The organism is Brevundimonas goettingensis, from assembly GCF_017487405.1.
GTDB lineage: Bacteria > Pseudomonadota > Alphaproteobacteria > Caulobacterales > Caulobacteraceae > Brevundimonas > Brevundimonas goettingensis.
The window spans coordinates 3,297,501-3,310,195 of sequence record NZ_CP062222.1; the positions used below are offsets into that span (position 1 = coordinate 3,297,501).

15 protein-coding genes are annotated in these 12,695 nt (G+C 67.2%); 11 read left to right on the forward strand and 4 right to left on the reverse strand.

Annotation, left to right across the window (positions count from 1 at the left end; genetic code table 11):
• Positions 1-13: 13 nt before the first annotated feature.
• On the reverse strand, positions 14-490 hold the full coding sequence (locus IFJ75_RS16195) for a hypothetical protein (protein ID WP_207869420.1): 477 nt from the start codon (positions 488-490) through the stop codon (positions 14-16).
• 108 nt (positions 491-598) lie between these two features.
• On the opposite strand from IFJ75_RS16195, the gene pgi reads away from it, so the two are divergent.
• The gene (pgi, locus tag IFJ75_RS16200) at positions 599-2,197 is read left to right on the forward strand and encodes a glucose-6-phosphate isomerase (RefSeq protein ID WP_207869422.1); all 1,599 of its coding nucleotides are present in this window, start codon (positions 599-601) and stop codon (positions 2,195-2,197) included.
• A 56-nt stretch (positions 2,198-2,253) separates the two neighbouring features.
• Here pgi and IFJ75_RS16205 read toward each other — a convergent pair whose 3' ends face one another.
• On the reverse strand, positions 2,254-2,688 hold the full coding sequence (locus tag IFJ75_RS16205; RefSeq protein ID WP_207869423.1) for a hypothetical protein: 435 nt from the start codon (positions 2,686-2,688) through the stop codon (positions 2,254-2,256).
• Positions 2,689-2,872: 184 nt separating this feature from the next.
• Positions 2,873-3,307 (reverse strand): DUF2141 domain-containing protein, encoded by a 435-nt coding sequence (locus IFJ75_RS16210; protein WP_207869425.1) that lies wholly within the window; start codon positions 3,305-3,307, stop codon positions 2,873-2,875.
• A gap of 258 nt (positions 3,308-3,565) precedes the next feature.
• On the opposite strand from IFJ75_RS16210, the gene groES reads away from it, so the two are divergent.
• The 3 genes from groES (at position 3,566) to IFJ75_RS16225 (ending at position 5,957) form a co-directional block, all read left to right on the forward strand.
• Complete coding sequence (gene groES / locus IFJ75_RS16215; protein WP_207869426.1) at positions 3,566-3,853, forward strand: co-chaperone GroES; 288 nt, start codon at positions 3,566-3,568, stop codon at positions 3,851-3,853.
• A 54-nt stretch (positions 3,854-3,907) separates the two neighbouring features.
• Positions 3,908-5,554 (forward strand): chaperonin GroEL, encoded by a 1,647-nt coding sequence (groL, locus tag IFJ75_RS16220; RefSeq protein ID WP_207869428.1) that lies wholly within the window; start codon positions 3,908-3,910, stop codon positions 5,552-5,554.
• Between the two features lie 169 nt (positions 5,555-5,723).
• Entirely contained in the window at positions 5,724-5,957 is a 234-nt protein-coding gene (locus IFJ75_RS16225) for a GIY-YIG nuclease family protein (protein ID WP_207869430.1), read from the forward strand.
• On the opposite strand, the gene IFJ75_RS16230 is transcribed toward IFJ75_RS16225, so the two are convergent.
• Complete coding sequence (locus IFJ75_RS16230) at positions 5,942-6,838, reverse strand: LysR family transcriptional regulator (protein WP_207869432.1); 897 nt, start codon at positions 6,836-6,838, stop codon at positions 5,942-5,944. The genes IFJ75_RS16225 and IFJ75_RS16230 overlap by 16 nt on opposite strands.
• Before the next feature lie 131 nt (positions 6,839-6,969).
• Between IFJ75_RS16230 and IFJ75_RS16235 the strand changes: the two genes are divergently transcribed.
• The 7 genes from IFJ75_RS16235 to IFJ75_RS16265 all read left to right on the forward strand — a co-directional run bounded on the left by IFJ75_RS16235 (position 6,970) and on the right by IFJ75_RS16265 (position 12,666).
• Positions 6,970-8,034: an NAD(P)-dependent alcohol dehydrogenase gene (locus IFJ75_RS16235; protein WP_207869433.1), complete on the forward strand. Its 1,065-nt coding sequence runs from the start codon at positions 6,970-6,972 to the stop codon at positions 8,032-8,034.
• Positions 8,035-8,084: 50 nt separating this feature from the next.
• On the forward strand, positions 8,085-8,492 hold the full coding sequence (locus IFJ75_RS16240) for a (R)-mandelonitrile lyase (RefSeq protein WP_207869435.1): 408 nt from the start codon (positions 8,085-8,087) through the stop codon (positions 8,490-8,492).
• 78 nt (positions 8,493-8,570) lie between these two features.
• Positions 8,571-9,734, forward strand: coding sequence for an aldo/keto reductase (locus IFJ75_RS16245; protein ID WP_225896867.1), 1,164 nt, complete (start codon positions 8,571-8,573; stop codon positions 9,732-9,734).
• Positions 9,735-9,736: 2 nt separating this feature from the next.
• Positions 9,737-10,732: an aldo/keto reductase gene (locus IFJ75_RS16250; protein WP_207869437.1), complete on the forward strand. Its 996-nt coding sequence runs from the start codon at positions 9,737-9,739 to the stop codon at positions 10,730-10,732.
• A gap of 13 nt (positions 10,733-10,745) precedes the next feature.
• Positions 10,746-11,738, forward strand: coding sequence for an aldo/keto reductase (locus IFJ75_RS16255; protein WP_207869439.1), 993 nt, complete (start codon positions 10,746-10,748; stop codon positions 11,736-11,738).
• A 50-nt stretch (positions 11,739-11,788) separates the two neighbouring features.
• Positions 11,789-12,196 carry a GFA family protein gene (locus tag IFJ75_RS16260; RefSeq protein WP_207869441.1) on the forward strand — a complete coding sequence of 136 codons (408 nt, stop codon included), beginning with the start codon at positions 11,789-11,791 and terminating at the stop codon, positions 12,194-12,196.
• Positions 12,197-12,204: 8 nt separating this feature from the next.
• Complete coding sequence (locus IFJ75_RS16265; RefSeq protein ID WP_207869443.1) at positions 12,205-12,666, forward strand: hypothetical protein; 462 nt, start codon at positions 12,205-12,207, stop codon at positions 12,664-12,666.
• The last annotated feature ends 29 nt before the right edge of the window (positions 12,667-12,695 follow it).

The window sequence follows — 12,695 nt, forward strand, 5'->3', positions numbered from 1 at the left end:
TAGACTTCAGCCATCACACTTCAGGTTGGGGCGGCGAGGTGATCACCTCGACATTGTCGTTGAGCAGATAGGACAGCTCCGACAGGGCCACGGCCCGGGCCTCCGGCGTGGTCGCGGCCTCGACGGCGGCGATCTTCTTGGGAATGTCTTCCGAGATGCCGCGCAGGATGCATTTCAGATCGCCGTCCGTGCCCCGCTCCTTGAGGATCAGATGGCCCTGCATGTCGGTCTGCGACAGGTGTTCGGCGCGGGTCTTGAAGCCGGTGAAGTCGGCGCCGGTCAGGAAGCCCGCGGCGTCGGCGGCCTTGTCGGCGGCCCAGGCGTCCACCACGGCCTTCAGCGAGGTCGACTGGCTGACAATGTCGAGAAACAGGGGCTCGCCGGCGACCGACACTGGCGCTCCGGCCACCGCATGCGGCTGGGCCGCGGCGACCGCGACATTGGGGTCGCTCATCATCAGGGCGAGGCTCAGGGCAAGACCGCAGGACATCGAAACTTCTCCGCCGGATCAATTCAGGAATCAGGGCCGGAATAACCGTTGAACCGGCATACGCCCCACCCGTAAACGACACCTTGAGATCGACAGGAAACGTTTACCATGACCGACTGGACCGCGTTTGAGGCCGCCGCCGCCCGCGACGCCGACGCCCGCATCGTCGACCAGTTCGCCGCCGACCCCGACCGGGTCGCCCGCATGGGGGTCGAGACCGCCGGTCTGTATCTCGACCTGTCGAAACAGGCCTGGACCCGCGAGGGCTTCGAGACCTGTCTGGATCTGGCCCGCTCCGCCGGGGTCGAGGCGGCCCGCACCCGCCTGTTCGGCGGCGAGGCCATCAACGCCACCGAGGGCCGCGCTGTCCTGCATCCCGCCCTGCGCGCCACGAAGGGCTCGAACTACATCGCACTCGGCGAGCCGGTCTCGGCCGAGGTCGACGCCGTCCGCGCCGACATGGCCGCCTATGCGACCGCCGTCCGTTCCGGCTCTGAGACCGGCGCGACCGGCAAGCCGTTCAAGGCCATCGTCCACATCGGCATCGGCGGCTCTGACCTCGGTCCCCGCGTGGTCTGGGACGCGCTTCGCCCGCTCGAACCGTCGATCGACCTGCGCTTCGTTGCCAATATCGACCCGCGCGACATGGCCGAGGCCCTGACCGGGCTCGATCCCGAAACCACCCTCGTCGTCGTCGTCTCCAAGACCTTCACCACCCAGGAAACCCTGGCCAATGCCGAGGCCGCCAAGGCCTGGCTGGCCGCCGGCCTGCCTGAAGCCGGTCGCGACAAGCATTTCATCGGGGTCACCGCCGCGCCGGACAAGGCTGTCGCGTTTGGATGCGCCCGCACCTTTGCGTTCAGAGACTGGGTCGGCGGCCGCTATTCCCTGTGGTCGGCGGTCAGCCTGAGTTGCGTCATCGCCCTCGGCCCCGACGTCTTCGAGGCGATGCTGGCCGGCGCCGCCGCCATGGACGACCATTTCGTCTCGGCCCCGCTGGAAAAGAACGCGCCCGTCCTTCTGGCCCTCGCCCAGATCTGGAACGTCGACGGGCTGAACCGTCCGGCCCGCACCGTCGCCCCCTATGCCCATGCCCTGCGCCGCCTGCCCGCCTTCCTGCAGCAGCTGGAGATGGAATCGAACGGCAAGCGGGTGCATCGCGACGGCTCAGCCGTGACGCGCCAGACCTGCCCCGTCGTCTTCGGCGAGCCCGGCACCAACGGCCAGCACGCCTTCTTCCAGCAGATCCATCAGGGGCCGCAGGTCGTCCCCGCCGAGTTCGTCATCGTGGCGAAGACGCATGAAGACGCGCCGGAAAGCCCCCTCTGGTCCAACGCCCTCGCCCAGGGCCAGGCCCTGATGCTGGGCAAGACCACCGAACAGGCCCGCGCCGAGCTGCTGGCCTCGGGCGCCGACGCGGCGGAGGCCGACCGTCTGGCCACCCACAAGACCTTCCCCGGCAACCGCCCCTCGACGGCCATCGTCATGGAGCGGCTGACGCCCGAGACCCTCGGCGCTCTCCTGGCCCTCTATGAGCACAAGACCTTCGTCGAGGGCGTGGTCTGGGACATCAACTCCTTCGACCAATGGGGCGTGGAGCTCGGCAAGGTGCTGGCGAAAGCCATCCTCAAGGACGTCGCGGCGGGCGGCCCCTCGGCCGAACTCGACCCCTCGACGGCGGGTCTGCTGACCCGTCTGCTGGGCTAGGGCTCCAGACGCAGAAACGGGCGCCGAAGCGCCCGTTTCCCGCCCTCGGCTACGACCTACCAGCGGCGGTCGTAGCGATAGTCGCGCCGGTCATAGCGACCGCGGTCGTAGTCGCGACTGTTGATGCCGTGATCGCGCTCCCAATGGCCTTCGTTGCGATAGCAGCGGCCGTCGCGGAAATAGTTGCAGTCCGGACCCTGGTCGTAGCGGTAGCCGTAGCCGCCCCGATAGTTGCGGTCGTCGCGCGAGTTCGAGCTCGCGGCGCCCACGGCAGCCCCGGCGAGCGCGCCACCGGCGACATAACGGCCGTCGCCGTTGCCCAGGATGGCGCCCGCGATGCCGCCGATGGCGGCGCCGACCAGGGCGTTCTTGGCGGTGTTGTCCTCGCGGTGATCGCGATCACGGTAGCTTTGCGCGTCGGCCGAACCGGCCAGCAGGCTCAGGGCGAGAACGGGAGCCGCGGCGGCGGCGGCCAGCTTGAACTTCATCATGATGCGTCTCCTTGCAAAAGGTCGGGCCGGCGGATGCCGACGTCATGATTTCCTTCTAACGCCCCGCTTCTGAACGACCCGGGTTCGCCACGTTCATTTTCAGTTCAGCTTCGTCTCGGCAACTGCGCCGCGCCTTGCCGGGCCCGGCGCAGCCTCGCCGGGCCCGGCCCAGGCTTCAGCCTGTTCAGTTGGCCGGGTAATCCATCGCCACCGTCAGGGCGACATTGCCCGAGGCCGGCACGGTGAACTTGACCTGATCGAAGGTCGGCATCGCGCGGAGGGTCTCGCCGTGCAGCATGCCCCAGCCCTCGGCGGGACGGCCGTTGACCAGCTTCATGTCCTTGTTGCCGTCCTCGTCGTGCAGGGCGGTGATGGAATAGTCGCCCGGCGCCACATCATGCAGGGTGAAGGTCCGGGTCCCCGCCGTCGGGTTCTCGATCCGCTCGCCGTAGACGCCTTCGTGTTTCAGGAATTGGGCCTGCGTCTGCAGCCCGACCAGCAGGTCGCCACCGCGCGCCTGCACGCCGGTCAGGGTCACGGTGACGTCCCCGGCCAGGGCCCAGCCGGCGGAGAAGGTGAGGGCCGCGCATGCCAGGAGGGGGGCGGCGATAGCGATCATGGAGGCTTTCATTGTCGTTCGTTCCGATTGTCGGCGGCGCCGATCGCCGTCTGCAATGTTCTTTATTTTACAAAGTACATTACGTCAAGCAGCTTTTCGGGCTCATTCTCTGATCCCGTCATCGAACCTTGCCTTGACCCTGCCCCCCAGCCCCCCTACTTGCACGGCGCGTTAGCACTCTCAGGCGCCGGCTGCCAAAACGCCGGTCCGGGGGTCGCTTGCGAGGAAACAATAGAAGTCTCACCGGAGAATATGCAGATGGCGTTTCGTCCTCTCGGCGATCGCGTGCTGGTCAAGCGCGTGGAAGAAGAATCCAAGACCAAGGGCGGGATCATCATTCCCGACACCGCCAAGGAAAAGCCGCAGGAAGGCGAAGTCGTCTCCGTCGGTCCGGGCGTCCGTGACGAGTCCGGCAAGGTCAACGCTCTCGAGCTGAAGGCCGGCGACCGCATCCTGTTCGGCAAGTGGTCGGGCACCGAGGTCAAGCTGGAAGGCGAAGACCTGATCATCATGAAGGAATCCGACGTCCTGGGCGTGCTGTCCTAAGCACCCGCGTCGACGACCTTCTTCTTCGAAAACAATAGATAAGGAGCTGCCTCAATGGCTGCCAAGATCGTACAGTTCAACACCGACGCCCGCGACAAGATGCTGCGCGGCGTCAACGTCCTCGCCAACGCCGTCAAGGTGACCCTGGGTCCCAAGGGCCGCAACGTCGTGATCCAGAAGTCCTTCGGCGCCCCGCGCTCGACCAAGGACGGCGTTTCGGTCGCCAAGGAAATCGAGCTGGAAGACGCCTTCGAGAACATGGGCGCCCAGATGATCCGCGAAGTCGCTTCGAAGACGAACGACAAGGCGGGCGACGGCACCACCACCGCCACCGTCCTGGCCCAGGCCATCGTGCAGGAAGGCCTCAAGGCCGTCGCCGCCGGCATGAACCCGATGGATCTGAAGCGCGGTATCGACAAGGCGGTCACCGCCGTCCTCGAAGAGATCAAGTCGAACTCCAAGCCGGTCTCCAACAACTCGGAAATCGCCCAGGTCGGCACCATCTCGGCCAACGGCGACGTTGAAGTCGGCACCCTGATCGCCGAAGCCATGGCCAAGGTCGGCAACGACGGCGTCATCACCGTCGAGGAAGCCAAGACCGCCGAAACCACCGTCGACATCGTCGAGGGCATGCAGTTCGACCGCGGCTACCTGTCGCCCTACTTCATCACCAACGCCGACAAGATGGAGGTTCAACTCGAAGAGCCCCTCATCCTGCTGTTCGAGAAGAAGCTGTCGTCGCTGCAGGCCATGCTCCCGATCCTGGAAGCCGTGGTCCAGTCGGGTCGCCCGCTGCTGATCATCGCCGAGGACATCGAGGGCGAAGCCCTGGCCACCCTGGTGGTCAACAAGCTGCGCGGCGGCCTGCGCGTCGCCGCCGTCAAGGCTCCGGGCTTCGGCGACCGCCGCAAGGCCATGCTGGAAGACATCGCCGTCCTGACCGGCGGCCAGGTCATCTCGGAAGACCTGGGCATCAAGCTCGAGAACGTGACCCTCGACATGCTCGGCAAGGCCAAGAAGGTCACCATCACCAAGGACGACACCACCGTCGTCGAAGGCGTGGGTGAAAAGGCCGACATCGAAGCCCGCGTCGCCCAGATCAAGGCCCAGATCGAAGCCACGACCTCGGACTACGACAAGGAAAAGCTGCAGGAACGTCTGGCCAAGCTGGCCGGGGGCGTCGCGGTTCTCCGCGTCGGCGGTTCGACCGAAGTCGAGGTGAAAGAAAAGAAGGACCGCGTCGACGACGCCCTCAACGCCACGCGCGCCGCGGCTGACGAAGGCATCGTTCCCGGCGGCGGCATCGCCCTGCTGAAGGCCTCGAAGATCCTGACGGGCGTCACCGGCGACAACGCCGACCAGACGGCCGGCATCGCCATCATCCGTCGCGCCCTGCAGGCTCCGATCCGTCAGATCTCGGAAAACGCCGGTGTCGAAGGCTCGATCGTGGTCGGCAAGGTGCTGGAAAACGAAAGCCCCACCTTCGGCTTCAACGCCCAGACGGAAGAGTACGGCGACCTGGTCGCCATGGGCGTCATCGACCCCGCCAAGGTGGTCCGCACCGCCCTGCAGGACGCCGCCTCCGTGGCCGGCATCCTGATCACCACCGAAGCCGCCGTGGCTGACGCTCCCAAGAAGGGCGGCGCCGGCGCCCCCGACATGGGCGGCGGCATGGGCGGCATGGGCGGCATGGACTTCTAGGAAGTCCGGTTGTCATCCCGGCCTCGAGCCGGGACTGAACGAACAGAAGGGCGGGTCCAGCGATGGGCCCGCCCTTTTTGATTGCGGGCGGTGCGCATGCCGAGCCTTGGCGCCTTCATCGCGACCTACATGATGGCCGGCGGGCGAAACGGAGACGCTCTACACCGGCATGACCGCCAATCTGACGGCGCGAGTCTGGAAACATCGTCACCGAACGTTCGATGGGTTCAGCAAGGAGCATGGCTGCACCCGACTGGTCTGGTTCGAACAATATGCGCTCGTGACGCCCGCCATCGCGCGCGAGGAGTACCCGACCGGTCCGGCTGGAGGTCGTCGCCTCCGCCGCCACATTCTTTCACATAAGATGGGCGCGCAGACGGGGCGTTTCTACCGACCGCGGTAGCGCAGGGCGTCGACAAGGAGGGCGAAGGCGGGGGTCGGCTGGCGGCGGCTGGGGTAATAGAGGTGGTACCCCGAAAACGGCGGGGTCCAGTCGTCCAGCACCGTGGTCAGGCGGCCCTCGGCGATCAGGGGGGCGACCTCGTCGTGCATCATGACGGCCAGCCCCATGCCGGCCAGCGCCGCGCGCTGGACCAAGGCCATGCTGTTGAAGATCAGCTGGCCGGAGACGCGCACATTGGTCGGCTGACCGTCCTTCTCGAACTCCCAGGCATAGAGGCCGCCGAGGGTCGGCAGGCGGTAGTTGATACAGGCGTGGTCGGCGAGGTCGTGCGGCGTCTGCGGCGTCCCTCGCCGGGCCAGATAGTCGGGCGAGGCGATGACGACCATGCGCAGCTCGGGGCCGATGGGGACGGCGATCATGTCCTTGCCGAGCCGCTCGCCCAGGCGGACGCCGGCGTCGAACCGGCCCTCGACGAGGTCGGCGAGGCTGTCGTCGACCGAGATCTCGACCTTGATGTCCGGATAGGCGGGCAGGAGGCGTTCCAGCACGGGCCACAGGACCCTGCGCGCCGCATGCTCGCCGCAGGTGATGCGGATGGTTCCGGCCGGACGATCGCGCAGGTCGCCGAGCGCCGCGACCCGCTGCTCGATGTCGTCGAAGGCGGGGCGCAGGGTCTCCAGCAATCGCTCGCCCGCCTCGGTCGGGGCGACGTTGCGGGTGGTCCGGACCAGAAGGCGTAGGCCGAGACGGGTTTCCAGCCGCCGCACCGTATGGCTGACCGCCGACTGGGAGGTGCCCAGTTTGGCCGCCGCCCGGGTGAAGCTGCGTTCCTCCGCCACGACCATGAAGGTGGAGAGGTCGCCCAGCTCATCGCGCTTCATTGATGAATCCTCGACATGGGTGCATGCCGATATCTGCGCCTAATCGACGGGCCGAACCAGTCCTAGACTGCGTCTACCGAAACCCGAGGGACCGTCCGGACGGCGCCCTCTTCGCCTGCTGGAGCCACCCCATGAAGACCATCGGTTACGCCGCCCATTCGACCACCGCGCCGCTGGAGCCCTGGACCTTCGACCGGCGCGAGTTGCGCGCCAACGACGTGCAGATGCAGATCCTCTACTGCGGCGTCTGCCACTCGGACCTGCACCAGGCGCGCAACGACTGGGGCTGGTCGTCCTATCCGGTGGTGCCGGGTCACGAGATCGTCGGCGTCGTCACCGCCGTCGGCTCCGAGGTGAAGAAATACAAGGAAGGCGACCGCGTCGCCGTCGGCTGTATGGTCGACAGCTGTCAGCATTGCGACCAGTGCGACAAGGGCGAGGAGCAGCTCTGCCGCCACGGCAACACCCAGACCTATAACGGCCGCGACCGGATCACCGGCGACCCGACCTACGGCGGCTATTCCAAGGATCTGGTGGTGCGCGAGGAGTTCGTCCTGTCGCTGCCCGACAATCTTGATATCGCCAAGGCCGCGCCGTTGCTCTGCGCCGGCATCACCACCTGGTCGCCGCTCAAGACCTGGGGCGTCAAGGAAGGCACCCGCGTCGGCGTCATCGGTCTGGGCGGTCTGGGCCATATGGCGGTCAAGCTGGCCGCGGGCCTCGGCGCCCATGTCACGGTGCTGAGCCGCACCGCCGACAAGGAAGCCGATGCCAAGGAGCTGGGCGCCCACGCCCTGCTGGTGTCGTCAGATCGGGCGGCGATGAAGGCGGCGGCCAACAGCCTGGACCTGATCATCGATACCGTGCCGGTCAAGCATGACCTCAACCCCTATATGCCGCTGCTCGACATCGACGGCACCCTGGTCATCGTCGGCCAACTGGGCCCGATGGAAGAGCTGTCGACCCTGCCGCTGCTCATGGCGCGGCGCCGCGTCTCGGGTTCGCCCATCGGCGGCATCCGCGAGACCCAGGAGATGCTCGACTTCTGCGGCGAGAAGGGAATCCTGCCCGACGTCGAGATGATCCGCATGGACGAGATCAACCACGCCTTCGAGCGGATGGAGAAGTCCGACGTCCGCTACCGCTTCGTCATCGACATGGCGTCGCTGGAAGCCCCGGCCGCCGAGGCCGCGTGATGGGGGCGGCGTTCGTCGCCGCCCTTCTCATCCTCATTCAGGAGCCACCAATGACCGTTCAGCGCAACGGAACGACCCCGGCTGCCTTCGGCCCGGCCGACTATTTCACCGGCCGCGTCCGCATCGAGAACGGGTTCAAATCGTCCGAGCCCGGCAATGTTCAGGGCGCGCTGGTCATCTTCGAACCCGGCGCCCGTTCCAACTGGCACACCCATCCCCTGGGTCAGACCCTGATCGTCGCCTCGGGCGTGGGCTGGCATCAGTGCGAAGGCGGGCCGGTGGAGGAAATCCGCGCCGGCGATGTGGTTCAATGCAACGCCAACCACCGCCACTGGCACGGCGCCAGCGCCACGGTCGGGATGAGCCACTGGGCCGTTCAGGAAGCCCTCGACGGCAAGGTCGTGGAGTGGATGGAGCCGGTGACGGACGAGCAATACCAGCCGCCGGTCAGGGACTGAGGCAAGGGACTGAGGCCCACCGACTGAGACCCGGGGGGACGTCGACTTTTTTCAATCACACACTCCCGGAGATTTTCGATGAAAGACGAGCCAGAGACGGAAGTCGAGAACACCGGCCGCCGTGCCCTGTTCGGCATGGGTTTGACGCTGTCGGCCGCCGCGGCCTTGCCGGCGTCGGCGATGGTCGCGAGTTCAAAACAAGGCCCGGCGGCGGCGCCTGGGCCCGGACGGCGGCGGCTGGGAAAGCTGGAGGTCTCGAGCGTCGGGATCGGCGTTCAGAATATGAGCCGCACCTATCAGACCACCGTCCCCTCGCGGCCCGAGATGCTGAACATCATCCGCGCCGCCTTCGATCAGGGCGTGACCTTCTATGATTCAGCCGAGGCCTATGGCCCGCACGAGGTCGAGCGCATCCTGGGCGAGGGAGTGCAGCCATTCCGCGATCAGGTCGTCGTCGCCACCAAATTCGGCTGGAACATCGATCAGGAGACCGGCGCCCGCCGTCCCGGCCTGAACAGCCGGCCGGAGCATGTGAGGCAGGTCGTCGAGGGGATGCTGCGGCGTCTGCGGACCGACCGCATCGACCTGTTGTATCAGCACCGGGTCGATCCGGACGTGCCGATCGAGGACGTGGCCGGGGTGATCGGCGACCTGATGCGCGAAGGCAAGGTTCTGCACTGGGGCCTGTGCGAGATGGGCCAGGGCACCCTGCGCCGCGCTCATGCGACCCAGCCGGTCAGCGCGGTCCAGAACGAATATTCCATGCTGTGGCGCGGGCCGGAGCAGTGGGTCATCCCGACCTGCGAAGAGTTGGGAATCGGCCTCGTCCCGTGGAGCCCGCTGGGCGTCGGCTTCCTGACCGGCGCAATCGATGCCGGCACCCGGTTCGCCCAGGGCGATATCCGCCAGGCCGAGTCCCGGTTCGCGGGTGAGGATCTGGCGCACAATCTCGCCCTTGTGGCGCTGGTGAAGGCTTGGGCCGATCGAAAGAACGCGGCGCCCGGCCAGATCGCCCTGGCCTGGCTACTGGCGAAGAAGCCGTGGATCGTCCCGATCCCGGGCACGACCCAGATGGCCCATATGCGGGAAAATGTCGGGGCGGCCGCGCTGCGGTTCTCGCCGGACGAACTGACGGAACTGAACGCCGCAGTCTCGGCGATCGCGGTGCTTGGCGCGCGTCTGCCCGACAGCGTTCTGGTGCATTCCGGACGGGAAGCGCCGGCGAAGACCACGGAGAAATGACGATGAAGACGCGCACACTCGGAAACGGCCTTGAGGTGTCGGCCCTCGGCCTGGGCTGTATGGGTCTCAGCGCCGCCTATGGACCGGCGACGGAGACGGCGCAGGCGGTCGCGCTGATCCGCGACGCCTTCGACCTGGGCGTGACCCTGTTCGATACGGCCGAAGCCTATGGACCCTTCGTCAATGAGACGGTGGTGGGCGAGGCGCTGGCGCCGATCCGCGACAGGGTCGTGATCGCCACCAAATTCGGCTTCGACATCGATCAGGCGACCGGCGCGCGCAACGGCGGGGTCAACAGCCGGCCGGAGCATATCGTGGCTGTGGTCGAGGGCATGCTGAAGCGGCTGAGGACCGACCACATCGACCTTCTCTACCAGCACCGCGTCGATCCGGCCGTGCCGATGGAGGAGGTCGCCGGGGCCGTGAAGGATCTGATCGAGGCAGGCAAGGTGCTGCATTTCGGCCTGTCGGAGGCCAGCCTGGACTCCATCCGCCGCGCCCATGCGGTGCAGCCGGTGACGGCGCTGCAGAACGAATATTCCCTGTGGACGCGCGATGTTGAGGCCAACAGCGTGCTCGACCTGTGCGAGGATCTCGGCATCGGCTTCGTGCCGTTCAGTCCGCTCGGCGCCGGCTTCCTGACCGGGAAGATCGATGCGGAGACGGCCTTCGCCCCGGGCGACTTCCGCTCGATCTCGCCGCGCTTCACCGCCGAGGCGCGGGCGGCCAATACGGCCATGGTCGAGCTTCTGAAGGCGACGGCGGAGAGCCACGGCGCGACACCGGCCCAGATCGCCCTGGCCTGGTTGCTGGCGAAGAAGCCGTGGATCGTCCCGATCCCGGGGACCACCAAATTGCACCGCCTGAAGGAAAACCTCGGCGCGGCCGAGGTCGAACTGACCGCCGGCGACCTGACGGCCATCGCCGCCGCCGCCGCGAAAATTGATATCCAGGGGGCCCGCCTTCCCGAGGCTGTCCTGGCCATGACCAACCGTTGATCGGAGCTTCCCCATGACCACCCTCCCCACACGCAAACTCGGCGATCTCGAAGTCTCGGCCCTCGGCCTCGGCTGTATGGGGCTGAGCTTCGGCCTCGGTCCGGCGACGGAGCACAATGAGGCCGTCGCCCTGATCCGCGCCGCGGTCGAACGCGGCGTGACCTTCTTCGACACGGCCGAGGTCTATGGCCCCTTCGTCAATGAGAGCGTGGTCGGCGAGGCCCTGGCCCCGTTCCGCGATCAGGTGGTGATCGCCACCAAGTTCGGCTTCGCGCTTGAGCCCGGCGCCCCGACCGGCGGGTTGAACAGCCGTCCGGACCATATCCGCAAGGCCGTCGAGGGTTCGCTGTCGCGGCTGGGCGTCGAGACGATCGACCTCCTGTACCAGCACCGCGTCGATCCCGAGGTTCCGATCGAGGATGTGGCGGGGACGGTCCGCGACCTGATCGCCGAGGGCAAGGTCAAGGCGTTCGGCCTGTCGGAGGCCGGCGTCAGCACCATCCGCCGCGCCCACGCCGTCCAGCCGGTCGCGGCCCTGCAGAGCGAATACTCCCTGTGGTGGCGCGAGCCGGAGGCGGAGATCCTGCCGACGCTGGAAGACCTGGGCATCGGCTTCGTGCCCTTCAGCCCTCTGGGCAAGGGCTTCCTGACCGGGGCGATCAAGGCCGACGAGACCTTCGACAAGGGCGATTTCCGCAGCACCCTGCCCCGGTTCCAGTCGGAGAACCGTGACGCCAACCAGGCCTTGCTCGACCTCGTCCAGGCCTTCGCCAGACAGAAGGGCGCGACCCCGGCCCAGATCGCCCTGGCCTGGCTGCTGGCCCGGTCGCCGTCGATCATTCCGATTCCCGGCACGACGAAGCTGCACCGGCTCGAGGAGAACCTCGGCGCCGTCGCGGTCGAGCTGACGGCGGACGATGTAGAGGCGCTCAACACCGCCTCGGCGACGCTGCAGGTGACCGGCGACCGCTACGCCCCGGCCCAGCAGAAGATGATCGACCGTTGATTCCCGCCTGAAGGGGAGGCGGTTCGGCAAAGCCGTCCTATATGGGCGACATGACCCACCGAACCGCCTCCTGCGACTGCGGACAGCTCAGCATCACCGTCGAGGGCGAGCCTCGCGGCGTGGGGGTCTGCCACTGCCTGTCCTGCCAGCGGCGGACGGGCAGCATCTTCGCGACCCTGGCTGGCTTTCGCGGCGCATGGTCGATGAGCGGGCGAGCCACCGAATATGTGCGCACCGGGGATCAGGGGGCGAAGTTCCGCTTTCGGTTCTGCCCCGTCTGCGGCTCCAACGTCTTCCATACGGAGGAGGGGTTCGAGGACCGCTCGGTCAGCATCTCGGTCGGATCCTTCGCCGACCCGACCTTCCCGCCGCCGTCCGACAGCGTCTACGACAGCCGCCGCCATCCGTGGGTGGGCCTGCCCGAGACGGTGCAGGTGTGGGACAAGGATCCGGACTAGCGAAAAAAATGCGTGTCGTCGGCTGGCTGAAATACTGGTTCTGGCCGCAGAAGCCGGCGCCGGTCGAACCCGACTGGTCGGCCATCGCCGACTATACGGTGTTGATGAGCGCCGCCGCCGAATGTGGATGGATGAGCCCCGACGCCTTTCTGGCCGGGCCGTTCCAGCGCTATCTGGACCTGTGCGGCGATGGGACCGCCAATGCACGCGGCCGCGCCCGGACGATGGAGTTCGGACGGGGCTCTGTGCGCCACTATGCGGCCGGGCTCGACAACACGGCGGGGCGCGAAACGGACGAGAACCGGGGCCGGCCGCTCGACGAGGCGGGAGAGGCCTTCTTCGCCCGGGCCCGGGCCATGGCGGCCGACTGGTTCGCCGACAAGCCCGACGGCGACTACATGATGGAGGTGCTGGACGGCACGGCGACCCACAACCATCGGGCGGCCGAGGGTTCCGTCTCCCAGGGTTGAATACGGCCTGCGACGCCGTGGCGGCCTTG

Excerpts from the sequence above, each read along its gene's own strand:
- IFJ75_RS16195 (WP_207869420.1), bottom strand. The coding sequence starts at position 490 with ATGTCCTGCGGTCTTGCCCTGAGCCTCGCCCTGATGATGAGCGACCCC.
- pgi (WP_207869422.1), top strand. The coding sequence starts at position 599 with ATGACCGACTGGACCGCGTTTGAGGCCGCCGCCGCCCGCGACGCCGAC.
- IFJ75_RS16205 (WP_207869423.1), bottom strand. The coding sequence starts at position 2,688 with ATGATGAAGTTCAAGCTGGCCGCCGCCGCCGCGGCTCCCGTTCTCGCC.
- IFJ75_RS16210 (WP_207869425.1), bottom strand. The coding sequence starts at position 3,307 with ATGATCGCTATCGCCGCCCCCCTCCTGGCATGCGCGGCCCTCACCTTC.
- groES (WP_207869426.1), top strand. The coding sequence starts at position 3,566 with ATGGCGTTTCGTCCTCTCGGCGATCGCGTGCTGGTCAAGCGCGTGGAA.
- groL (WP_207869428.1), top strand. The coding sequence starts at position 3,908 with ATGGCTGCCAAGATCGTACAGTTCAACACCGACGCCCGCGACAAGATG.
- IFJ75_RS16225 (WP_207869430.1), top strand. The coding sequence starts at position 5,724 with ATGACCGCCAATCTGACGGCGCGAGTCTGGAAACATCGTCACCGAACG.
- IFJ75_RS16230 (WP_207869432.1), bottom strand. The coding sequence starts at position 6,838 with ATGAAGCGCGATGAGCTGGGCGACCTCTCCACCTTCATGGTCGTGGCG.
- IFJ75_RS16235 (WP_207869433.1), top strand. The coding sequence starts at position 6,970 with ATGAAGACCATCGGTTACGCCGCCCATTCGACCACCGCGCCGCTGGAG.
- IFJ75_RS16240 (WP_207869435.1), top strand. The coding sequence starts at position 8,085 with ATGACCGTTCAGCGCAACGGAACGACCCCGGCTGCCTTCGGCCCGGCC.
- IFJ75_RS16245 (WP_225896867.1), top strand. The coding sequence starts at position 8,571 with ATGAAAGACGAGCCAGAGACGGAAGTCGAGAACACCGGCCGCCGTGCC.
- IFJ75_RS16250 (WP_207869437.1), top strand. The coding sequence starts at position 9,737 with ATGAAGACGCGCACACTCGGAAACGGCCTTGAGGTGTCGGCCCTCGGC.
- IFJ75_RS16255 (WP_207869439.1), top strand. The coding sequence starts at position 10,746 with ATGACCACCCTCCCCACACGCAAACTCGGCGATCTCGAAGTCTCGGCC.
- IFJ75_RS16260 (WP_207869441.1), top strand. The coding sequence starts at position 11,789 with ATGACCCACCGAACCGCCTCCTGCGACTGCGGACAGCTCAGCATCACC.
- IFJ75_RS16265 (WP_207869443.1), top strand. The coding sequence starts at position 12,205 with ATGCGTGTCGTCGGCTGGCTGAAATACTGGTTCTGGCCGCAGAAGCCG.